The organism is Thalassovita sp. (genome assembly GCF_965218685.1).
Classification (GTDB): domain Bacteria; phylum Pseudomonadota; class Alphaproteobacteria; order Rhodobacterales; family Rhodobacteraceae; genus Thalassobius.
The window spans coordinates 1,227,918-1,247,567 of sequence record NZ_OZ244657.1 but is presented as its reverse complement, the minus strand read 5'-3'; the positions used below and the strand labels follow the sequence as shown (position 1 = coordinate 1,247,567).

Below are 19,650 nucleotides of genomic sequence, written 5' to 3'. Positions count from 1 at the left end.
AATCCGCCTACGTCAATCTTCAAAGCGATAGCGGTGCAGTTCGGCTCCGTTTTGTCGCAACCAGTTTCGCTGCGCCGTATAGGGGCCATGAATCTGCGAGACGGTTTCCCAGAAATCACGCGAATGGTTCATATGCTCCAGATGCGAGACCTCGTGGGCGGCGACATAGTCCAACACCTGCGGCGGCGCCAGAATCAGGCGCCACGAATACATCAGCCCCCCGGCCGAGGAACACGAGCCCCAGCGCGAGCGGGTATCGCGCAGCGTGATACCGCGATAGGGTCGCCCCAACACCTGAGCATAGCGATCCGAGGCCTCGGCCAGCCGGTCCCGCGCCAGCTGCTTGAGAAACCCATGCAGCCGCGCTGCGACCCGTGCTTCGGGCCCGGGAACCAGCAGCTGTTCACCCTGCAGAACCACGCGGCGCCCCGGCCCGGGCGCAATCACCCTTTCTTGCCCGTCTACGGGCAGGCAAGCGCCCAACTCCACCCGCACCATCTGGGGCTGCTCGGCGATATGAGCGCGAATCCAATCGGCCTTCTCGTTGGCGAACTCCAGCGCCTGATCTTCGGGCACGCCCTTCGGCAGGGTCAGCACCACACGCCCGTCCAACCCCGACACCCGCAAAGAGATACGGCGCGCCCGTGCGGACCGCCTCAGATGTAGCGGAATCGGGGGTTTTCCGGGTAGGACATGCTGCCCCATATCGCCTCCTGTTCGCGAAATTCTTCAAAGGCCGCGAAAGCCTTTGACACACGGGTCCTGTTATGGCAGTTGGCGCGGATCGTCGACAAGACTAATGGAATAAAAGGGGATTACCCATGCCTAAGGAAGAATGGGGCACAAAGCGTGTTTGCCCAACCACCGGCAAGCGGTTCTATGACCTGAACAAAAACCCGATCGTCAGCCCCTATAGCGGTGAGATCGTGGAAGTAGAAACCGGCAAAAGCCGTATGATCGCAGCCGATGCCGAGGATGCGGCCACCAAGAAAATGCGCGAAGCAGAGACCGATTCGGACAGCGAAGTTCTGGACGATGATGTCGACGTGGATCTGGAAGATGATCTGCTGGATGACGACGATGACGACAACGTCTCGTTGGATGAACTGGCGGATGTCGCCGCAGATGACGACGAGTCCTGAGCCGTCACAAAAAAGTTCCTGGGGCGGAATTTTCCGCTTGATCCCGCCCCCGGCTTCCCATAGATAGCGGCGCACAGACTGGAACAGTCTGGAAGTTTGGGGCCTTAGCTCAGCTGGGAGAGCGCCTGCATGGCATGCAGGAGGTCAGCGGTTCGATCCCGCTAGGCTCCACCAAATCTTCCCTTTGAAGCCAACACAGTGTTTTTCTCTCGCGGCATCAGCCCGTGCACAGGCATGCTGTGCAAACCGGTTTGACACGTGTGCCCCAAGGCGATTTGCTGTCTCAACAGCAGGAGCCAGCCATGCCGCCATTCGAGACGATCCTTTACGATTCAAACGACGGGATCACCATTATCACCCTGAACCGCCCCGAGGCACTGAACGCGCTGTCCCGCCAGATGCGTTCCGAGCTGGCCAAGGCCATTCGCCTTGCGCAATCCGAAAGCCGCGTCATCATTCTGACGGCTGCAGGGGACCGTGCATTTTGCGTTGGCATGGACATGAAAGAGGGGCCCGCCGAGGCTGGCGCACCCGCTCCTGCCAGCCCAATGCAGGCCCTTGCCGAGTGCCCCTGCCCGGTCATCGCCGCGATCAACGGCTATGCCATTACCGGCGGGTTAGAGCTGGCGTTAGGGTGCGATCTGATTCTGGCCTCGGAAACTGCCAGCTTTGCCGATACCCATGCCAAGATTGGCGCACTGCCAGGGTGGGGATTAACCCAGCGCCTGTCGCGAATCATCGGCCTGGCACGGGCCAAACAGATGCATTTCAGCTGCAAAAGGATCGACGCCAAGACCGCGTTGGATTGGGGGCTGGTCGCCTCGGTCGTTCCCCCTGCCGGTCTGCTTAACGCCGCACTGCAGATGGCCCGTGATTTTGCAGAACATGACCCCGCGATCATGCGCGAGATGAAGCGCGTGGTCGATCAGGGCTATGCTGTGTCGCTGCCCGAGGGTCTGGAGATCGAAAGCACCGCCGCGCACGCCTGGAACCGACGCGACCGCTCGGCGGATAGCTGAGATCGCACCCTAGCCCCCGGCAAGCCTGAACATCGGGGCAGGCTGCCACACGACGGCGTCCTCTTGCGCAAGCGACTGCAGCGCCTGCGCGATCACCCCGGCCCCCAGAATTTGCGCAAAATAAATCGGCCCACCCAGATCCCGGGGAAACCCAAGGGCTTGCACGGCTATCAGATCAATATCGCGCGGCTGGCAACCTTCTGTGTGGGCCCATGCGGCCTCGTTCAGCAGGGCCAGAAGCACGCGTTCGCGCAGGTCATCCTCCGTGAAATGCCGGGGGGTGACGCCCGCAAAATGCGCCTCTTCACGGCAAAGGTCCTCGACCAGAGGGTCAATCACCTTGCCCTCGCCGCCCGGGTAGCGATACCAACCAACGCTGGCTTTTTTGCCCAAACGCCCCTCTTCCACGGCGCGGTCGGCGATGGGGATGTAACGGCGCCCTGGCTGCCGATCTGTACGCTTACGTATGGCATAGGCTACGTCGGTCCCGATCAGATCCTGCGCCTCGTACAGCCCCATGGCATAGCCAAACGCTTCAAGCGCTTCGTCGATTTCCCACAGGGTGGCGCCGTCCATCAGCAATGTATCCGCGGCCTCAAGCATGCGCATCTGCAAGCGTTCGCTTAGGAAATCAGCGGTTCCGCAAAGCACCGGTTGCCTTCCCAGTTGGCGCAGCAGGTCTGTCGCGCGCTGCAGGGCCGCCCCAGAGGTGCCAGGATGTCGGGCCAGTTCGGCCACATCACCCTGGGCCATGGGGAAATACATCTGCGCGCCCAGCAAGCGGCCTGGCACCCGCATCTGCGCAGCAAGCGCCGACAAATGCGCGCCCGACAGATTGGTTATCACCAATGTCGACGCCCCGATCAGAGCCTCTAGCCGGGCAAGCCTGGCCTGCTTTTCGCGCTGGGTGTCAGTCTCCATATCCAGCAGCACGTCGCATTGCGCGACGTCGCCAATGTCATAGGAAAAGCTTAGCCCCGGGGGCACCGTGCGTCCGGGCAGCATCTTGGACAAGTAGAACTGCGCGCGCTCAAGGCTGCTGGCGTCATCCTCAAGATAGATCACCGCACTGCCAGAACGCGCTAAGGCCAGCGCGACACCCAAACCCGCAGCTGCGCCGCCAAGCACGCCGACGACCGGGACAGCGGCACCCGATGATACCTGCGCCACCAAACTCTGCGCATAGTCACGCGCCTGCGCGCGCTGGTCGGCCGGTAATTCAGATAACTGGGGAATGCGCATTGCCAAAGGCCCCGCGCCTTAGCCCAGGAACTTCTGATCCTGAATCAGGTCCAGCAATTCCTGCAACGACTGTTCGAAGCTTTTGTCGGTGGTGTCCAGACTGACCTGAGCCTTTTCATACAGCGCTTCACGGCTGGTCAGGATGGCCTTCAGCTCTTGCATGGCTTCGGGATTGCCTGCCATGGGGCGGGTGTCGCCCTGGGCCTGCACGCGCTCCATATGCTCAGAAGGCGAGGCTTTGACCCAAACCGTGTGAAACCGGTTCAGCAGCGTCGTGTACGTGTCCGGCGCGGCCACGATCCCGCCCGCGACGGCCAAAATCATCGTGTCGTGGGTTTGCACCACGCGGCTGACGGCCTGCGCCTCCAGCTTGCGGTATCCTTCCTGGCCGTACAGCGCCATGACCTCGTTCACGGGCATGCCAGACTGTTCCTCGATCTCGCGATTCAGCTCGACGAAGGGAATACCCAGAGTGTCGCCCGCGCGTTGACCCAAGGTGGATTTCCCGGCGCCGCGCAGGCCGATCAGGCAGATACGATGCGCCCGCATTTCCTGCGCGCTTTCAGGGCGCAGCAGCTGCATTACCCTTTGGCGGGTATCGGTATTGGCCGAGCGAAACAGGTCCGCCACATGCAGCGCCTCAGAGTTCCACGGGTCGTCCTCGGTCATCAGCCATTCGATGCGATGATCCAGTGCGATAGCAACCCGCTGCAGCAGCCCGATCGAGATATTGCCCTCGCCGGCCTCAAGCTGCGCCAGATAGCGCGGCGAAACCCCCGAGTTTTCGGAAAGAACCCGACGCGGAATTCCTTTGCGCTCGCGCGCCTTACGCACACGTTCGCCCACGCGGACGATCAGGCTTTGAACCTCATCCTCGCCCAAAGAGCGGGATTCGCTGGGGGTGGATTCCCCCCGGAAGTTCGTAATTTCGCCCATTCGTCCTTGCCTTATGCGGAATAGCGCAAAATGCACAAAAGCTATGCACTATAGTTCACACGTTAGCGTGTAATCAGGCCGTTGTGCAAATTATTTTGACAAGCCGCAAGGGGTTAAGCCGATTCCGCGTCGACCAGCAGGGGCGTGACGATTTCGACGATCTCGACCGGGGCTTTTCGCTTGCGGAATTCCGAGGCTACGGTGAAGACGCAGACGAATTTACCCACGAAACACTCGATTCCGTTCTGGCGGGCAATGACCCGGAACGCAATCGAGGTTTCACCCAGCTTCACAGGGTCCACCTGGCACTTCAATCGGTGCCGCGGCGTGACCGGAGACATGAAATCCAGGCTCATGTGCACGAAAGGCGTACCGACGTCGCGGTCCAGCTCCATCTGGAACCAGCCGTCGCCGCCAAGGTGCTCTTCCCACCAGGCATTGATCGCATCCAGAGCGAACCAAGGCAGGCGCGCGGTATAGGCGATCTTGGCCGGGTCACAATCGCCCCAGGTTACGCGGATCTCGTGGACGAAGTGCGGATTTTGGTCAGGCATATTCAGTAGGTCTCGACGTGATATCTGCCTTCTTCGCGCATCGTGTCGCGCAGGGCAACCCACTGAGTACCAATGCTTTCCGCGATGTTGGTAAAGGCTTTTTCAACGCCCTCTTCCATGCCGCGCAGACCGCAGATGTAGATATGCGTGTTGGGGTCTGCCAGCATCTCGGCCACGGCGTCCTCTTCGGCTGCCAGTCGGTCCTGCACGTATTCCTTGGGCTGATCGGGCAGTCGGCTAAAGACCATGTGCGTTTTCAGCAGCGCCTCGGGCACTTTATTCAGCGGGCCGAAATACGGCAGACTATCAGGCGACCGGGCGCCGAAGAACATGGTCATGCCCCCGGATTTAGCCCCCACTGTACGCTGTCGGCGCATGGTGAACGCCCGCATCGGCGCCGAGCCGGTGCCCGTGCAGATCATCAGCAGACGCGCCTGCGGATCATCAGGCATCAGGAAGGTCGCGCCAAACGGGCCGGTCACATTGACTTTGTCGCCCGCCTTCAGGTCACAGACATAGTTCGAGCACAGGCCCTTTTCCTCGCGCTTCACGGTTAACGAGACATTGCCATAATTCGGACGCTCGCCATCGCGGGGGCTGGACACCGAATAAAGCCGCGGCAGATGCGCGTTTCCATCCGCGTCCTGACCCGGAGGAAGAATGCCGATGCTTTGACCTTCAAGAACGGGGAATGTGTCTTCGAAGCTGAGAATGATGTGGCGGATATCGCTGTCCGATCCGTCCTCGGTCAAGCGATAGTTACCCTGAACCGTGGCGACGATCGGCTTGGCCAGATTGTACATGTTCACAGTGGGCTTGGCGGCGGACTTGGGGGCGGTCGCCTTGCCACCAGCACCCGCATGCGCCTCGGCCAAAAGGGCGGCCATGCTTTCGTCCAGCGCTTCCATGCCGCCGGCAGCTTCGCTTTGGGTGATTTCTTGTTGCTCGGGCAGCTCTATCCATTCGCATTGTTCCTCAACCGAGTAAGGCTGGGCCACAACGCGCCATTCGTCGATAGAGCCGGTGGGACAAACCGGAATACAGTCCATGCAGTAATTACATTTCTCTGCATCTACGACGACGTTATTGTCGTCATGAACGATGGCTTCGACCGGGCAAGTCATCTCGCAGGTGTAGCAGCGGATGCAAATCTCGGGGTCGATCAGGTGCTGTTTGATCGGCTTGTTCATTTTTCTGTATCCAAGTTCGCGCAGTTGGAGTTCGTGATGGAAAGGGCCTTACGAGCGGTTCAGGACCACCTCGGGAAAGGTCATCATTTCGATCAGGGCCTGACACAGGCCGCGGCAGTTGGTGCAACCGACGCATTTTCCTTCCAGCGCGGACACGGCGGTGCCCACTGCGGTCGTCTTGGGTGCGTTTGCGATCTGACGTTCGACTTCCATTGTTTTTCCTCCCTTGATTGACCGGCCAATGGGGCTGGTCGCAGGCCGGGGCGGGTGCATCGCCCCGGCCGCTTGTTTCGATTACGCCATGTGGAGTTTGACGTACTCGAAATCACCAGGTTTATTGTCGATCCCCACCTTCGGCGGGCTGATCCAGCTGGCATATTTACCGGGTTCGGTCACAGGCTTCATCAAGGACTGGATAAAGTCACCATCCGCATGAGTTGGCAACCATTCGGTCAGGCCCTTGTCGTATTCGGCTCCGGTCAGCAGGTTGCCTTCGGGGTCGAAGTTATGACCCGAGAACACACCAATTTTGCGGTTGAAGCTTTCGTGAGGCAGCTTCATTTCGAATTCGACACCAGCTTTTTCGATGATCTTGTTCCAACGGCCCACACCACCAGCAGCGTCACGGGTATAGTCGTCACGCAGGCGCATGTTGATTGCCGTCAGGGCGGGCACCTCGTGACGCACCAGCTTGCCGTCGACCATGTCCCAGACAGGATAAGTGTCGTTGGTCAGCTTGTGATCATCGTCGATCCGGTTCTCCATATAGCGGCCCTTGATGCCCGCATTGAAAGCATTCGCTGCATTGGTCGAGACCTCTTGGCCGAACAGGTCCAGCGAAAGCGTGTAGTGAAGGTTCAGCTTTTTCTGGATGGTCGGCAGATCAATGACGCCCAGATCACGAATCTTGTCGATGTCATAGGGGTCGGTGATGCCGTTTTCGTTCATCACTTCACAGGTGCGCTGGATGGTCCGGCCCACGCCGGTTTCCCCAACAAACATGTGGTGCGCTTCTTCGGTCAGCATGAAGCGGCAGGTGCGCGACAGCGGGTCAAAGCCCGACTGAGCCAGCGATTCCAGCTGCATCTTGCCGTCACGGTCAGTGAAGTAGGTGAACATGAAGAATGACAGCCAATCCGGGGTTTCCTCGTTGAAGGCACCCAGCATACGGGGGGCTTCTTCGGACCCGGACGAGCGGATCAGCAGGTCATCGGCCTCTTCGCGACCGTCTTTGCCGAAGTATTTCTGCAGCAGATAGACCATCGCCCACAGGTGGCGGCCTTCTTCGACGTTAACCTGGAACAGGTTGCGCATGTCGTACAGCGACGGCGCGGTCAGCCCCAGGAAACGCTGCTGCTCGACCGAGCCCGGCTCGGTATCGCCTTGGATGACGATCAGGCGCTTCATCAGGTTGCGGTATTCACCGGGAACCTCTTGCCAGGCGGGCTCGCCGGCATGTTCACCACAAGGAATGCGGCGGTCTTCGACCTGCGGGGCCAACAGAACACCCCAGCGGTATTCAGGCATTTTCACATAGTCGAATTTGGCCCAGCCCTTGGGGTCCACCGACACAGCAGTCCGCAGGTACACCATCGACTTTTGGAACTGCTGCGGGATCAGGTCATTCCACCAGTTGATATAGCCGGGGTGCCATTTTTCCAGAGCCTTCAGGACCCGTTTGTCCGAGCTTAGCCCCACGTTGTTGGGGATCTGCGTGTCATAGCTGACATTGATAAGATCAAGCATTTCTCTCTCCCTTTCGGGGACGACAATGTCGTCCTCTTACACTCGTTGCATATTGTATTCGCCGCGCACGCCGGTGCCGTAACGCTGCAAGGCACCATCCGCGCCCACCGCATTCGGACGTTGGAAAATCCAGTTTTGCCAGGCGGTTAACCGCCCAAAGATGCGGGTTTCCATGGTTTCGGGACCAGCAAAGCGCAGGTTGGCCTCCATGCCCGTCATCGCGTCAGGGCTAAAGCTGGCGCGCTCTTCCATGAAGATGCGGATTTCGTCATCCCAATCGATGTCGTCCAGGATATAAGTCACCAGACCCAGTTCGTCGGCCTCTTCGGCTTCGATGTCCTCGCCGATCTTGGCTTTCAGACCTTCGACGGCTTCGGGCGTGCCCAGGAATCGGGTGTCCAAGCGGCTAAGGTCATTGCCCATCGGATAGGTGCCGAAGTTGCTGCCGGACAGAACGATTTTGGCCATGGGCCGGTTGTCGCCCTCGAACTCGTCTTCCATCATATAGGTGCGGTCCACGGCGAACAGCAGCTCGGCCAGAACGCCCACGAAACACGAGCCATGCTCGACCAGAGCGACCAGAGAGCGCGAGGTTACGTCGACCCGCTTCAGCACGCGTTTCCAGTACTGGGTGATCTCGTGGGCCAACCAATTGTCATCATTGTCCAGCAGCAGGTTTTCATTGGCCAGAACAGCCTCGGGATCGCCCTGGGTGCGGATGACCCACAGGCCCAGCTCTTTCTCGTTGTTACGCAAATGCAGGATGGCATCGTCAAACTCACGCGCCAGTCGCAGCAGGTAGTTTTGATCACCTTGAGCCAGAACCTCTTCCATCGAAGCCGGAACGTCGCCGTCCGGACCGTTCAGAGTGATGGTGACCTTGCGGCCGACGCGGTCCAGCTCGACTTCGACCAGCGAATAGCTGATCGCATCCTCGGTGATGGTGCGCTGGATCGGCCCCAGGGTGATCCCTTTAGTGGCCTTGGTGGGTGTGGCGTCTGCGAATTCCTTGGCGCGTTCTTCGACCAATGCATCGAACTTCGAGTTCGGAACGACCTCGTCGACCAGGCGCCAGTCCTTGGCACGCTTGCCGCGCACGCCTTCTTCCATCGCGCAGAAGACATCAGCCAGATCGCGGCGGACCTTGCGCTTGTCAGTGACGCGGGTCAGGCCTCCGGTGCCGGGCAGAACCGCCAGCAGCGGCACCTCGGGCAAGGCGACGGCGCTGGCGCTGTCGTCAGTCAGGATGATGTGGTTGCAAGCCAGGGCCAGCTCGTATCCACCGCCGGCACACGAACCCTTAACAGCGGCCACGTATTTCTGACCCGAATCCGCCTCGGCGGCTTCGAAAGTGTTGCGGGTCTCGTTGGTGAACTTACAGAAGTTAACCTTGTGCGCGTGCTCGGCACCGCCCAGCATGCGAATGTTCGCACCGGCGCAGAACACCTTGTCCTTGGCCGACTTCATCACCACGACCTTGACCTCGGGGTGTTCGAAGCGCATGCGCTGCACCACGTCGGCCAGTTCGATATCTACGCCCAGATCGTACGAGTTCAGCTTCAGCTGATAGCCGTCGAACAGGCCTCCGTTTTCATCCACATCCATGTAGAGGTTTGCGACCTCACCGTCATACTCCACCTTCCAGTGGCGGTACTTCGACGGGTCCGTCTGAAAGTCGATCACTTTGGTCATCGTCGCGTCTCCTAAGTCTTCCTGTTAGAGTGCACTATAGTTCCATTCTGAACCCATGGAAAGGCATTTATGCGCTATAGTGACAAATATTAGGGTCCATTTTCATCTTTTTCGGCCATTTTAGCTCGCTTGACTGGCAATTTAGTGCATTATTTTGCACATTCCTGTTCACCCGCCAAATCACGCCGCGCATGATTCTCCAGCGCCACGACCGCTTCGAGCAGGTCCGGGCAACGCTGCCCCATCACCTGCCCCCCACCGATCCGGTCCAGATGCGCGCGCACCAGACCACAAATCCGCAGCACCGCGCGGGGGCGGCCCATCTCGCGTTTCAGGCAGGCATTGGCCAACTGGATCAGGGCCTGCGCCATCTCGCGTTCGTCCGAGGCCAGAGGCAACGCCATCCAGACGGGCTCCAGCACTTCGTGGGCCTCCCAGAAAAAGCCCTCTTCCAAATAGGAAAGGCCCGCGATCCACGCGGGCGTTTGCTGAAGTTGATCGGGGCGGGAATCCATGTTCACGCTGCCCCGCAATTTGTCGAACAACCCGTCCGGGTGGCGCGGTGTGCGCCCCGGCACATAGGCGTAATCGGGATAGGTCAGCGCAACGTTCATTCAGACGCCCTCGGGCTCGGCCGCCTCGATCCGCCACAGATGCGCGGTGAAATCGGTGACAGCGGTCAACACCTGCTGGGGCTGATCCAAATGAGGGGAATGCCCGCACTCTTCCAGCACGGCAACTTCGACCGGAGCGTAAGAGCGCGTTGCGATCTCGTCTATCTGCGCCAGGGTGCCGTACTCATCCTGCCGCCCCTGAATCGCCAGCGCGGGGATGCGCAGATAATCGGTCACGTCGCCGATATTCCACGCCTCGAAATCGGGATTCAGCCAAGAGTTATTCCAACCGCGAAAGGCGTTGTCCACATCCTTGTGATACTTGGCGAGACGCGGCTTCAGATCACCCTGATCATAGGCAACCTTGGCCTGCGCGATCGCAGCCAGCCCCATGGGTTCGGTGAAATAATGCGGTGCCATGACGATCAGCCCGCGCACCCTCATATCCTCGACCGATCCGCAATAGATGCTGGCGATGCTGGCTCCGTCTGAATGCCCCATCAGGATGCCTGAACGGAAACCGATCGCGTCCAAGACCAATGGCAGCACCTCCACGGCCTCGTCTGTCATATAGTTGATCGACCAGGGCAGCGGTTTACCATCCGACTGACCATAGCCCGCGCGCGAGTAAGCCAGAACGCCCATGCCCGTCGCCTTGGCCAGTTTGGCGGGAAAATCACGCCACAGCGCAACGCATCCCAAACCTTCATGCAGCAGAACTATTGTCGGAGCCTGATCCGGCGCGGGGCCCCAGCAGGCATATTCCAGACGGGTGCCGCCCGCGCTTAGAAACCCTTTTCCAGCAGACCAGTCCATCACGCGCCCTCGCGCAGCTTAAATCGCTGGATCTTACCGGTTGCAGTCTTGGGCAAATCCTCGACGACTTCGACCCAGCGGGGATATTTCCACTTGCCGATCTTCTCCTTGATGAAGTCCTTCATCCCGTCCAATTCGGATTCCGAGTGCCCCTCTTTCAGAACGATGAAAGCCTTGGGTTTTTCCAGACCTTCCTCGTCATGCTTGGCTACAACGGCAGCCTCGAGGATTGCAGGATAGGCAACCAGAGCCTGCTCGATTTCAAAAGGCGAGACCCAGATGCCCGACACCTTGAACATGTCATCGGTACGCCCGCAGTAGATATAGCGCCCTTCGGCGGTGCGTTCATACTTGTCGCCGGTGCGGGTCCAGAAGCCTTCGAACGTGCCCCGGCTTTTCTGACGCTGGTTCCAGTATCCTTCGGCAGCCGAGGGGCCGCTGACCAGCAGTTCGCCGACTTCACCATCGGCGATTTCCTCGTCATCCTCGTTGACCAGACGCACCTCATAGCCCGGCACAGGCAGCCCGGATGAGCCATAGACCACGTCCCCGGGCCGGTTCGACAGGAAAATGTGCAACATTTCGGTCGAGCCAACCCCGTCCAGGATATCCACACCCCACAGCTGCTGCCATTTCTTGCCGATTTCTTCAGGCAAGGCTTCGCCCGCGGAAATACAGGTGCGCAATTTGGTGTCAGGCAGCGCTTTGCCGTCCTCCCAGTAATGCACCATCGCGGCGTAAAGCGTTGGCACCCCGCAGAAAACTGTGGGCTTGTAAGCCTCCATGATGCCTGCCGCGGCGTCGGGCGTGGGCCGCCCCGAGAACAGCACCGTTGTTGCACCAACAGACATGGGGAAGGTCATCGCGTTGCCCAGACCATACGCAAAGAACAGTTTGGCCACGGAATAGACCACATCATCGGGCTGAATGCCCAACACCTGCGCACCATAGGTTTCGGCGGTCGCACACAGGCTGCCGTGGACATGCTTCACGCCCTTCGGCTGGCCAGTCGACCCCGAGGAATAGAGCCAAAACGCGGTCTCGTCCTCGGACGTTTCAACTGTCCGGGCGGGCTGGGCACCGGCCATGAACTGCGCATAGGTCATGGCCCCGTCGTCAGGGGCATCGCCAATCACGATCACCACGCGCAGGAACGGGTTATCCAGCAGCGCCGGAGCCAGGGTTTCATACAGCGCTTCGGAGACCACAACTGCGCTGGCGCGGCTGTCGCGCAAGATCACATCATAGACCTCGGCGGTCAGCAGAGTGTTCAGGGGGATCGGCACCACGCCCGCCTTCAGCGCGCCCCAGAACAGAACTGGCATTTCAAGCTGATCCAGAACCAACAGTGCCACGCGCTCTTCCCGGTTGATCCCGGCCTGCGCAAAGGCCGCAGCCGCACGCGCCGATTGATCGGCCAATTGGCCATAGGTCAAGTCACGCTTCGCACCGTCGGCCTCGCGAAAGGCGACCTTGTCGGCGCGCCCTTCCGCAACGTGGCGGTCAACGAAATAGTTCGCTGCGTTTTTGCAGTCCGTCATAAGGTTCCTCCCTGGAGCGCGACCGACAGACGCCGCGCTCACCTCCTGTTCATCCGCAAAACGGCCGGCAGACCCTCCTCTGGCCAGACAGGCGCGAATCTACGGTGCTTCGCATTTCATATGCTCTATAGTGCAATATTTTTCCGCTCGATCAAGGTTTTTATGCAATTTTGTGCAACATTCTGCCACAACAGCCCAAACGAAAGGGGCCGCAGCGCAATGCGCCACGGCCCCTCCACGGGAAGCATACCAGATTATTCGGTATACTTATCGATCAGCATGCGCGCCTCGTCGATCAAAGCCTGACCGTCGATACCACGCTTGCTCATGTCTGCGACCCACTCGTCATAGATGGGCTGAGCCAGATCACGCCATTCCTGCGTGGCGGCAGCATCCAGAGTGATAATGTTGTTGCCAAGATCCACGGCCTTCTGACGGGCCGGGCCATCTGCATCCGCCTGAGTACCACCAGCAAAGACCGAGAACTCAAGGCCCGAGTTTGCATCGATAACCGCCTTCAGGTCATCCGGCAGGCTTTCGTACTTGGGTTTGTTCATCGCCAGCACAAAGGTCAGCGTATACAGCGCAGCACCCGAGAATTCGGTGTGGTTCTTCACCAGCTCAGGAACTTTCAGCGCCGCGGTCACTTCCCACGGGATGGTGGTGCCGTCGATCACGCCTTTGGACAGACCTTCGGACACGGCAGGCACGGGCATACCAACCGGGGTTGCACCCAGCTTGGTCAGCAGCGAGTTTACCGAGCGCGAGCCGCCACGGATTTTCAGGCCTTCCATATCAGCAGGCGTGTTCACCGCACGGTTGGTGTGGATCATGCCGGGGCCGTGGACCCAGGTGCCCAGAATTTTGAGATCCTGGAACTCGGTGTCCTTCATGTGCTTTTCGAACATTTCCCAATAGGCGCGCGATACGGCACGAGCGTTGGTCATCATGAAGGGCAGTTCGAACACCTCGGTCGAGGGGAAGCGGCCCGGCGTGTAGCCAACCACGGTCCAGACGATATCAGCGACGCCATCCTGGGCCTGATCCATCAGCTCTGGCGGTTTGCCGCCCAGCTGCATCGAAGGGTAACGGTCAACCTTGATACGGCCATTCGAGGCCGCCTCGACGTTATCAGCCCAGACGTCCAGCACCAGCTTAGGCACGTTGGCCTGCTGGGGCAGGAAGTGGTGCAGTTTCAGCGTAACCTCTTGCGCCAATGCCGGAGCGGCGGAAAAGGCTGTCGACAGGGCAACCATTGCGGCTCCACCCAATGCGCCCAAGATCGTTCTGCGGTGTGTCATTTAATTCCTCCCATTTGCCATTTTAGGCACTATAGTGCGCAATCCTATGCATGTGGTGCATCATATTGCCAGAGTTTTTTGCAGTTTCCCCAGATTTTTACTCATTTCCGGACATTTCCCCGCCCGCGCTCAAGAGAATCCGCGCTGTTCCCAAACCGTAACAGCGTAAATGGGACGAATCGCGATTAATCCATCGGGCAGGATTGTGGCGCCATGCGCCAATACCATCTCTCCGCTATCGCGCGAACGCGAACAATGCGGCGCTCGCCGGGCGGTTGTTTCCATTTAGCGCCAAAAGTTGCGCAGGCACTCCACTGTAATGCCCCTGCCCCAGCCCAAATTCGCCACAATTTGAGTCAAATATATTGAGGACGAAAAAGCTTCGATCTGCGCCCCAATATCGCAAGACGGGGTGCAAAACGCTGGATGATGAACCATGAAGATACTTGCAGTTGACGACGATCCGATGGTCCTGGACCTGCTGAAGGGCTCTTTGCCCAAGGCGGGGTATGACGACATTACCACGGCCGGTTCCGCTGCCGAGGCTATGGAAATCGTACAAACCGCCGAGTCTCCTTTCGAGTGCTTCCTTCTGGACATCCAGATGCCCCAGATGTCGGGGATCGAGCTGTGTGACTGGCTGCGCTACATTCCTGATTATTCCGAAACGCCGATCCTGATGGTTACGGCCATGTCGGACAAGGTCTTCATCAACCAGGCCTTTGCAGCGGGGGCTTCGGACTATGTGACCAAGCCTTTCGACCCGCTGGAGCTGAGCACGCGCATGCGTGTCGCAGAGCGTCTGAATGAAAAACAACGCGACGCCCGCCAAAGCGGCCAGATGGTACAATCGCTGCTGAACGGCAATTTCCAAGGCGAGAAGTTCAACTTTGACACTGCCTTTGCAGTGCGTGACGTCGCAGGCGTGATTGACCGGATGGCGCTGGAAAACTTCCTGCTTCAGCTTGGCCGCGGCGGCATGTTCGCCACAAATATCCTGGCTTTTCAGATCATGAACGCGCGATCGCTGTATGACAGCTGCTCGGCAGAAGAGTTCTACTACACCATCACCGACGTGGCCGAAGCGATTTCGGACAGCCTGTCCTATGGTGAATCCTTCGTGTCCTATGCCGGACGCGGTGCCTTTATCTGCGTTTGCCACGGCCGCGATCAGATCGACCCTGAACAGCTGATCCAGGACGTACAGCAATCCATCGACAAGATGGAGCTGGTTTATGACGACTGGCGTGAAATGGAAGTTAAGGTGGCCATCAGCCCGTGCCAACGCATGGGATTGCGCTCGGGTCGGGCCGCAATCGAGGCGATCGACACCGCCGTGGACAAAGCCCGCCGTGCGGCCTCGGATGCCGCGCATTCCGACGCCTATTCCGGCTGGAAGCGCGATCTGATCAAAGCCTTTGCCTGGGCTGGGTGATCGCATGTCTGCCGAAGCCGCCCTACAAGCCGCACGCCAAACCGCGCATGCTGAACTGTTCGCCGCTAAGCTGGACGAAATGCGCCCGCGCTTTGCCGCGACGCTGTCCGGACGCCTGAACGAGATGGAAGAGATGCGGGATTCGCACGTTCTCTACTCCAATCCGGTCGACGCGATCGAGCTATTCCGCCACAACGCGCACAAAACCGCTGGCATGGCTGCGACCATGGGCTATCCCGATCTTGGCATGCTGTGCACAGCCGTCGAAGTTGCGATTGATACGCTGCTCTCCTCGCCTGCGCAGATGGACGAGCTGTTCGACCACATGCTGAATGCAGTCGATGACATGCTTGGGGAAATGGCGTTGATCGTTCAAGGTTAATGCGTACGCCCCGCGCGCTGCGATCCGTCTTTGCGCGCCCTTGCCGGACTTTTACACTGCCCGGCCTTCCCAAATTTCCAAAACGTCCTGCGCCAGTGTCATGGCGTCGAATGGCTTGGGAATAACCCCGATTGCGCCGGCCTGGATCAGGATCTCGTGTTCCTCATATTGGGCGCGGGCGGTCATAAAGATCGTCGGTACGTCCTCAAGCCCGGGCAGCTCGCGCAATGCGTTCATCGTTTGCACCCCGTCCATATCCGGCAAGGTCATATCCATCAGCAGAAGATCGGGCGCCACGGCTGGGGCCTCGGCCAGGGCCTGACCCCCGCTGGCGACCTGCGCCACGCTCAGACCCCCCAAGGCCTCTAGGGCAAGCTTGGTGATCTCGCGGATGTCAGCGTCGTCTTCGACCTGCAGGATGTGGGGGGTATCAGCCATATTTTTAACCTTTCACACGGCGCCATGCGCTTAACTTGTATCAATGCACCCGGCGCCCGGCCGGGGCCTTGGGAATAAGCCGACTTACGCGGCGACCTCGTCTTTTGTGGCCAGTTTGGGAATCGAGAAATAGAAGCGCGCGCCCTCGCCGGCCTCGGACACCACGCCGATTGCCCCGTTATGGGCCTCGACGATCCGCTTTGCGATAGTGAGTCCAAGACCCGTGCCGGCAACCTTGCTTTGCACCTGCGGGCCCTGATGGTAGGGCTCGAACAGATCATCGCGCATGTGGTCCGGAACACCGGGGCCCTGATCCTGAACGCTGACACAAATGTCGTCACCGTTTTCTTCGACCCGCACCACGACCTCGGACTGCGGAGTTGAATACTTGATGGCATTGGACAGAAGGTTTGCCATCACCTGCATCAGACGTGTCTTGTCGGCCATGATATGCCCGTCAGCGACTTGAATATCGATCGCAACCGAGACGTCGAACTCGCGCGCATAGCCCTGAATTTCCTGCGTGGCCTCACGGACCAGATCGACTGCGGCCAGCGTTTCCAACTCGACCCGCAACTTGCCGGCGTCCATTTTCTCAAGATCCAGGATATCATTGGTCAGGCGCAGCAGGCGATCCAGGTTGCGCTGCGCTACGTTCAGCGTTGTCACAGCACCCGCGGGCAATTCACCCAGACGCCCCGAGGCCACCAGGTCCACCGCCCCTTTGATCGAGGTCAGCGGAGTGCGCATTTCATGGCTTAGCGTCGCGATATAGCCCGCTTGCGCTTTGGAATCGTTTTCGCGGCCCGAAATGTCGCGCAAAATCGCCATGAAGAAATCGTCATTGTCTGTCTCGCGGATCAGCTTCAGAGTCAGCTCGGTCAGAACGCCATCCAAAGACAGTTCGAACACGATGGAATCCAGCCCACTGCGCTGCAGATTCCGCGCAGCCTCGATCACGATTTGACGGTTCTCGTCGGGCAAAAGATCGGGAAAGGTCATGTCACAGGGGGACAAGCCCAGACCTTCCACGCGGGCCTCGGCCTTGGCGTTCATGAACGAGATTTCCAGCGTCTCGGGCGAAAAGACCATCACCTCGTCCAGAAGGGCGGTAAAGGCCACTTGCAGCAGTTTGTGTGACTTGGGTTGCGGCGCCACGGCCGAATTGGCCTCGGCTGGCGGCTTGGGGGTCACCGGATCACTGAGAACCCGCACGGTATTTCGCAGGCTACGGTCCGACCCCAGACCGCGCGGCATCCGCAAGCCTGCGTCCTGCTTCCTGTCGCCTTCCGCCACAAAGGGACGAGGCTGCACAAAGGCGCGAACGGCCAGAACCGCTACGAAAAGAAGAAGCACTCCGTTGAAGGGGGTAAGCTCGACCGGCAAAATTGACGCGAACTCAAGAGCTCCGCTCCCTGCATCCAGAATCGCACCATTGTTATCAGCCATCTTCACGCCCTTCCCCAGACAGACGATGCCCGCCTGGACTTACTACTCGAACTTTACTCCCTTACGGACATTGCCCGCAGAGGGTGTTGTGAATGCGGTTCGACTTCGACGATTTTGTGGCAAAGGTGAAAAAAATTGTATGAACCTTCCCGGCACAGACGCGCAACACGCGGTTAGAACGTCGGCGGTGTGCAGGCGCTGACCACGACGCATTTTTCGGGCCCCACCTGTCGGAACCTGTGCGGCATACGACTGTCGAAGTAATAGGCGTCCCCCGGCCCCAAAATCTTGCGCTGCGCCCCGACAGTAATCTCGACCCGCCCCGCGATAACGATCCCGCCCTCCTCGGCCTCGTGACCATAAAGAGCCCGGCCAGTATCCGCGCCCGGTTCATAGGTTTCATACAGCAGCATCATGGACTTGCCAGCCAACGAGCGCCCCACCTGCCGCAACGAGACCTTGCCCTTGCCGATTTCCGTCAGCTCGTCAGCTTTGAAGAACACCTTCACCTCGGCCTCGGGCTGGAAGGCAAAGAATTCGGACATTCCCACCGGAATTCCGTCCAAAATTCTCCGCAGCGCGCTGACCGAAGGGTTGGTCTTGCCCGACTCGATCAGCGAAATGGTCGAGTTCGGCACCCCCACCTTCTTGGCCAGCGCACGCTGCGAAAGCCCAGCCCGCTTGCGCAGGGCCCTGAGACGGGCACCGACATCCAGATCATCCTCGGGCGTGTTTGTCATGTTCATTATTCCGCAACACTGTTTCTTTCAGTTATTTAAAATCAATACCTTACGATTCTCAAGTAATAGACTGTTTCGAAAATCGTGAACGGCATACATTATTCCAAACTTCAGCCCCCCAAAAAGGACATGACATGTTGAATTCGCAAATCGCCACCCGCCGCGACACCGCCATTTCCAAAGGGGTCGGCATGCAAACTCAGATCTACGCGGCCCGCGCCAGCAACTCCGAGGTCTGGGACGTCGAAGGCACGCGCTATATCGATTTCGCTGCGGGCATCGCCGTTGTGAACACTGGCCACTGCCACCCCAAGGTGGTCGAAGCCGTGCAAACCCAGCTGCAGGCCTTCACGCACACCTGCCACCAGGTGCTGCCCTATGAAAACTACATTCACCTGGCCGAGCGCCTGAACGACAAGGTTCCAGGGGATTTCGACAAGAAAACCGTCTTTGTCACCACTGGCGCCGAGGCAGTGGAAAATGCAATCAAGATCGCCCGCGCAGCCACCGGACGCCAGGCCGTGATCGCCTTTGGTGGTGCCTTCCACGGCCGGACTTTCATGGGCATGAGTCTGACCGGCAAGGTTGCCCCCTACAAAAAGGGCTTCGGCGGGATGATGCCCGACGTGTTCCACGCGCCCTTCCCGATTGACCTGCATGGTACGTCGGTCGCGGATGCAATGGCCGGGATCGAAAAGCTGTTCAAGGCCGATGTGGACCCCGCTCGCGTCGCCGCAATCATCATCGAGCCCGTACAGGGCGAGGGCGGTTTCTACCCTGCCCCGGCCGAGCTGATGCGTGCCCTGCGTGCCCTATGCGACGAGCACGGCATTCTGCTGATCGCTGACGAGATTCAGACCGGCTTTGCCCGGACCGGCACCCTGTTCGCGATGGAAGGCTATGATGTCGTCCCCGACCTGACCACCATGGCTAAAGGTCTGGCTGGCGGGCTGCCGCTGGCCGCCGTTACCGGCCGGGCCGAGATCATGGACGCCGCGCAGCCCGGTGGCCTGGGTGGCACCTATGGCGGCAACCCTCTGGGGATCGCAGCGGCCCATGCGGTACTGGACGTGATCGAAGAAGAAGAGCTTTGCGAGCGTGCTGCCGCATTGGGCGAGCAGTTAAAGCAACGCCTGACCCAAATCCGCGCCGACGTCCCGCAGATGGTGGATGTGCGCGGCCCCGGCTTTATGGTCGCTGCCGAATTCAACACCGCCGACGGTTCGGCCCCCGACGCTGATTTCGCCAATGCTGTCCGTGCCGAAGCCCTGAGCCGTGGCCTGATCCTGCTGACCTGTGGCGTCTACGGCAACGTGATCCGCTTCCTTGCCCCGCTGACCATCCCCGAGGACGTGTTTGCCGAGGCTCTGGACATCCTCGAGGCCTCGATCCGCGCCGTGAAAGGAGCCTGAT

At 59.5% G+C, this 19,650-nt stretch carries 20 protein-coding genes and 1 tRNA gene; 6 read left to right on the top strand and 15 right to left on the bottom strand.

The features are described from left to right. Window positions 1-12: 12 nt before the first annotated feature. The gene (locus tag ACOQOQ_RS06330; protein WP_420569291.1) at window positions 13-705 is read right to left on the bottom strand and encodes a M48 family metallopeptidase; all 693 of its coding nucleotides are present in this window, start codon (window positions 703-705) and stop codon (window positions 13-15) included. Between the two features lie 116 nt (window positions 706-821). Here ACOQOQ_RS06330 and ACOQOQ_RS06325 point away from each other — a divergent pair, with 116 nt between their 5' ends. From ACOQOQ_RS06325 to ACOQOQ_RS06315, 3 genes are all read left to right on the top strand, one after another. Beyond that, window positions 822-1,142 carry a TIGR02300 family protein gene (locus ACOQOQ_RS06325; RefSeq protein ID WP_420569290.1) on the top strand — a complete coding sequence of 107 codons (321 nt, stop codon included), beginning with the start codon at window positions 822-824 and terminating at the stop codon, window positions 1,140-1,142. Between the two features lie 98 nt (window positions 1,143-1,240). After that, a tRNA-Ala gene (locus tag ACOQOQ_RS06320) sits at window positions 1,241-1,316 on the top strand. Window positions 1,317-1,444: 128 nt separating this feature from the next. Continuing rightward, entirely contained in the window at window positions 1,445-2,161 is a 717-nt protein-coding gene (locus tag ACOQOQ_RS06315) for an enoyl-CoA hydratase (protein WP_420569289.1), read from the top strand. A gap of 9 nt (window positions 2,162-2,170) precedes the next feature. Here ACOQOQ_RS06315 and ACOQOQ_RS06310 read toward each other — a convergent pair whose 3' ends face one another. The 11 genes from ACOQOQ_RS06310 to ACOQOQ_RS06260 all read right to left on the bottom strand — a co-directional run bounded on the left by ACOQOQ_RS06310 (window position 2,171) and on the right by ACOQOQ_RS06260 (window position 13,793). Further along, window positions 2,171-3,403 carry a 3-hydroxyacyl-CoA dehydrogenase family protein gene (locus ACOQOQ_RS06310; RefSeq protein WP_420569288.1) on the bottom strand — a complete coding sequence of 411 codons (1,233 nt, stop codon included), beginning with the start codon at window positions 3,401-3,403 and terminating at the stop codon, window positions 2,171-2,173. 18 nt (window positions 3,404-3,421) lie between these two features. After that, window positions 3,422-4,339, bottom strand: coding sequence for a helix-turn-helix transcriptional regulator (locus tag ACOQOQ_RS06305; RefSeq protein WP_420569287.1), 918 nt, complete (start codon window positions 4,337-4,339; stop codon window positions 3,422-3,424). Between the two features lie 113 nt (window positions 4,340-4,452). Continuing rightward, a complete protein-coding gene (locus ACOQOQ_RS06300) occupies window positions 4,453-4,893 on the bottom strand; it encodes an acyl-CoA thioesterase (protein WP_420569286.1) in 441 nt (146 codons plus the stop codon). Between the two features lie 2 nt (window positions 4,894-4,895). Next, window positions 4,896-6,083 (bottom strand): benzoyl-CoA 2,3-epoxidase subunit BoxA, encoded by a 1,188-nt coding sequence (gene boxA, locus ACOQOQ_RS06295; protein WP_420569285.1) that lies wholly within the window; start codon window positions 6,081-6,083, stop codon window positions 4,896-4,898. Window positions 6,084-6,131: 48 nt separating this feature from the next. Continuing rightward, the gene (locus tag ACOQOQ_RS06290) at window positions 6,132-6,296 is read right to left on the bottom strand and encodes a hypothetical protein (RefSeq protein ID WP_420569284.1); all 165 of its coding nucleotides are present in this window, start codon (window positions 6,294-6,296) and stop codon (window positions 6,132-6,134) included. A gap of 81 nt (window positions 6,297-6,377) precedes the next feature. After that, window positions 6,378-7,829 (bottom strand): benzoyl-CoA 2,3-epoxidase subunit BoxB, encoded by a 1,452-nt coding sequence (boxB, locus tag ACOQOQ_RS06285; protein ID WP_420569283.1) that lies wholly within the window; start codon window positions 7,827-7,829, stop codon window positions 6,378-6,380. Between the two features lie 36 nt (window positions 7,830-7,865). After that, on the bottom strand, window positions 7,866-9,521 hold the full coding sequence (gene boxC / locus ACOQOQ_RS06280; RefSeq protein ID WP_420569282.1) for a 2,3-epoxybenzoyl-CoA dihydrolase: 1,656 nt from the start codon (window positions 9,519-9,521) through the stop codon (window positions 7,866-7,868). Window positions 9,522-9,670: 149 nt separating this feature from the next. Continuing rightward, on the bottom strand, window positions 9,671-10,135 hold the full coding sequence (locus ACOQOQ_RS06275) for a DUF309 domain-containing protein (protein ID WP_420569281.1): 465 nt from the start codon (window positions 10,133-10,135) through the stop codon (window positions 9,671-9,673). Then, on the bottom strand, window positions 10,136-10,951 hold the full coding sequence (locus ACOQOQ_RS06270) for an alpha/beta fold hydrolase (protein WP_420569280.1): 816 nt from the start codon (window positions 10,949-10,951) through the stop codon (window positions 10,136-10,138). Next, window positions 10,951-12,492, bottom strand: coding sequence for a benzoate-CoA ligase family protein (locus ACOQOQ_RS06265; protein WP_420569279.1), 1,542 nt, complete (start codon window positions 12,490-12,492; stop codon window positions 10,951-10,953). The genes ACOQOQ_RS06270 and ACOQOQ_RS06265 overlap by 1 nt, the downstream gene beginning before the upstream one ends. 254 nt (window positions 12,493-12,746) lie before the next feature. After that, window positions 12,747-13,793, bottom strand: coding sequence for a TRAP transporter substrate-binding protein (locus ACOQOQ_RS06260; RefSeq protein WP_420569278.1), 1,047 nt, complete (start codon window positions 13,791-13,793; stop codon window positions 12,747-12,749). 436 nt (window positions 13,794-14,229) lie between these two features. On the opposite strand from ACOQOQ_RS06260, the gene ACOQOQ_RS06255 reads away from it, so the two are divergent. Next, the gene (locus ACOQOQ_RS06255) at window positions 14,230-15,228 is read left to right on the top strand and encodes a response regulator (protein WP_420569277.1); all 999 of its coding nucleotides are present in this window, start codon (window positions 14,230-14,232) and stop codon (window positions 15,226-15,228) included. A 4-nt stretch (window positions 15,229-15,232) separates the two neighbouring features. After that, the gene (locus tag ACOQOQ_RS06250) at window positions 15,233-15,610 is read left to right on the top strand and encodes an Hpt domain-containing protein (protein ID WP_420569276.1); all 378 of its coding nucleotides are present in this window, start codon (window positions 15,233-15,235) and stop codon (window positions 15,608-15,610) included. A 51-nt stretch (window positions 15,611-15,661) separates the two neighbouring features. On the opposite strand, the gene ACOQOQ_RS06245 is transcribed toward ACOQOQ_RS06250, so the two are convergent. The 3 genes from ACOQOQ_RS06245 to ACOQOQ_RS06235 form a co-directional block, all read right to left on the bottom strand. Next, window positions 15,662-16,048 carry a response regulator gene (locus ACOQOQ_RS06245; RefSeq protein ID WP_420569275.1) on the bottom strand — a complete coding sequence of 129 codons (387 nt, stop codon included), beginning with the start codon at window positions 16,046-16,048 and terminating at the stop codon, window positions 15,662-15,664. Window positions 16,049-16,132: 84 nt separating this feature from the next. Further along, the gene (locus tag ACOQOQ_RS06240) at window positions 16,133-17,497 is read right to left on the bottom strand and encodes an ATP-binding protein (RefSeq protein WP_420569274.1); all 1,365 of its coding nucleotides are present in this window, start codon (window positions 17,495-17,497) and stop codon (window positions 16,133-16,135) included. 173 nt (window positions 17,498-17,670) lie between these two features. Beyond that, window positions 17,671-18,243: a cupin domain-containing protein gene (locus ACOQOQ_RS06235; RefSeq protein WP_420569273.1), complete on the bottom strand. Its 573-nt coding sequence runs from the start codon at window positions 18,241-18,243 to the stop codon at window positions 17,671-17,673. A 128-nt stretch (window positions 18,244-18,371) separates the two neighbouring features. On the opposite strand from ACOQOQ_RS06235, the gene ACOQOQ_RS06230 reads away from it, so the two are divergent. Next, entirely contained in the window at window positions 18,372-19,649 is a 1,278-nt protein-coding gene (locus ACOQOQ_RS06230; RefSeq protein ID WP_420569272.1) for a 4-aminobutyrate--2-oxoglutarate transaminase, read from the top strand. Window position 19,650 lies beyond the last annotated feature (1 nt).

Excerpts from the sequence above, each read along its gene's own strand:
- ACOQOQ_RS06270 (WP_420569280.1), bottom strand. The coding sequence starts at position 10,951 with ATGGACTGGTCTGCTGGAAAAGGGTTTCTAAGCGCGGGCGGCACCCGT.
- boxB (WP_420569283.1), bottom strand. The coding sequence starts at position 7,829 with ATGCTTGATCTTATCAATGTCAGCTATGACACGCAGATCCCCAACAAC.
- boxA (WP_420569285.1), bottom strand. The coding sequence starts at position 6,083 with ATGAACAAGCCGATCAAACAGCACCTGATCGACCCCGAGATTTGCATC.
- ACOQOQ_RS06260 (WP_420569278.1), bottom strand. The coding sequence starts at position 13,793 with ATGACACACCGCAGAACGATCTTGGGCGCATTGGGTGGAGCCGCAATG.
- ACOQOQ_RS06235 (WP_420569273.1), bottom strand. The coding sequence starts at position 18,243 with ATGAACATGACAAACACGCCCGAGGATGATCTGGATGTCGGTGCCCGT.
- ACOQOQ_RS06275 (WP_420569281.1), bottom strand. The coding sequence starts at position 10,135 with ATGAACGTTGCGCTGACCTATCCCGATTACGCCTATGTGCCGGGGCGC.
- ACOQOQ_RS06330 (WP_420569291.1), bottom strand. The coding sequence starts at position 705 with ATGGGGCAGCATGTCCTACCCGGAAAACCCCCGATTCCGCTACATCTG.
- ACOQOQ_RS06240 (WP_420569274.1), bottom strand. The coding sequence starts at position 17,497 with ATGGCTGATAACAATGGTGCGATTCTGGATGCAGGGAGCGGAGCTCTT.
- ACOQOQ_RS06250 (WP_420569276.1), top strand. The coding sequence starts at position 15,233 with ATGTCTGCCGAAGCCGCCCTACAAGCCGCACGCCAAACCGCGCATGCT.
- ACOQOQ_RS06290 (WP_420569284.1), bottom strand. The coding sequence starts at position 6,296 with ATGGAAGTCGAACGTCAGATCGCAAACGCACCCAAGACGACCGCAGTG.
- ACOQOQ_RS06265 (WP_420569279.1), bottom strand. The coding sequence starts at position 12,492 with ATGACGGACTGCAAAAACGCAGCGAACTATTTCGTTGACCGCCACGTT.
- ACOQOQ_RS06310 (WP_420569288.1), bottom strand. The coding sequence starts at position 3,403 with ATGCGCATTCCCCAGTTATCTGAATTACCGGCCGACCAGCGCGCGCAG.
- boxC (WP_420569282.1), bottom strand. The coding sequence starts at position 9,521 with ATGACCAAAGTGATCGACTTTCAGACGGACCCGTCGAAGTACCGCCAC.
- ACOQOQ_RS06305 (WP_420569287.1), bottom strand. The coding sequence starts at position 4,339 with ATGGGCGAAATTACGAACTTCCGGGGGGAATCCACCCCCAGCGAATCC.
- ACOQOQ_RS06230 (WP_420569272.1), top strand. The coding sequence starts at position 18,372 with ATGTTGAATTCGCAAATCGCCACCCGCCGCGACACCGCCATTTCCAAA.
- ACOQOQ_RS06300 (WP_420569286.1), bottom strand. The coding sequence starts at position 4,893 with ATGCCTGACCAAAATCCGCACTTCGTCCACGAGATCCGCGTAACCTGG.
- ACOQOQ_RS06245 (WP_420569275.1), bottom strand. The coding sequence starts at position 16,048 with ATGGCTGATACCCCCCACATCCTGCAGGTCGAAGACGACGCTGACATC.
- ACOQOQ_RS06315 (WP_420569289.1), top strand. The coding sequence starts at position 1,445 with ATGCCGCCATTCGAGACGATCCTTTACGATTCAAACGACGGGATCACC.
- ACOQOQ_RS06255 (WP_420569277.1), top strand. The coding sequence starts at position 14,230 with ATGAAGATACTTGCAGTTGACGACGATCCGATGGTCCTGGACCTGCTG.
- ACOQOQ_RS06325 (WP_420569290.1), top strand. The coding sequence starts at position 822 with ATGCCTAAGGAAGAATGGGGCACAAAGCGTGTTTGCCCAACCACCGGC.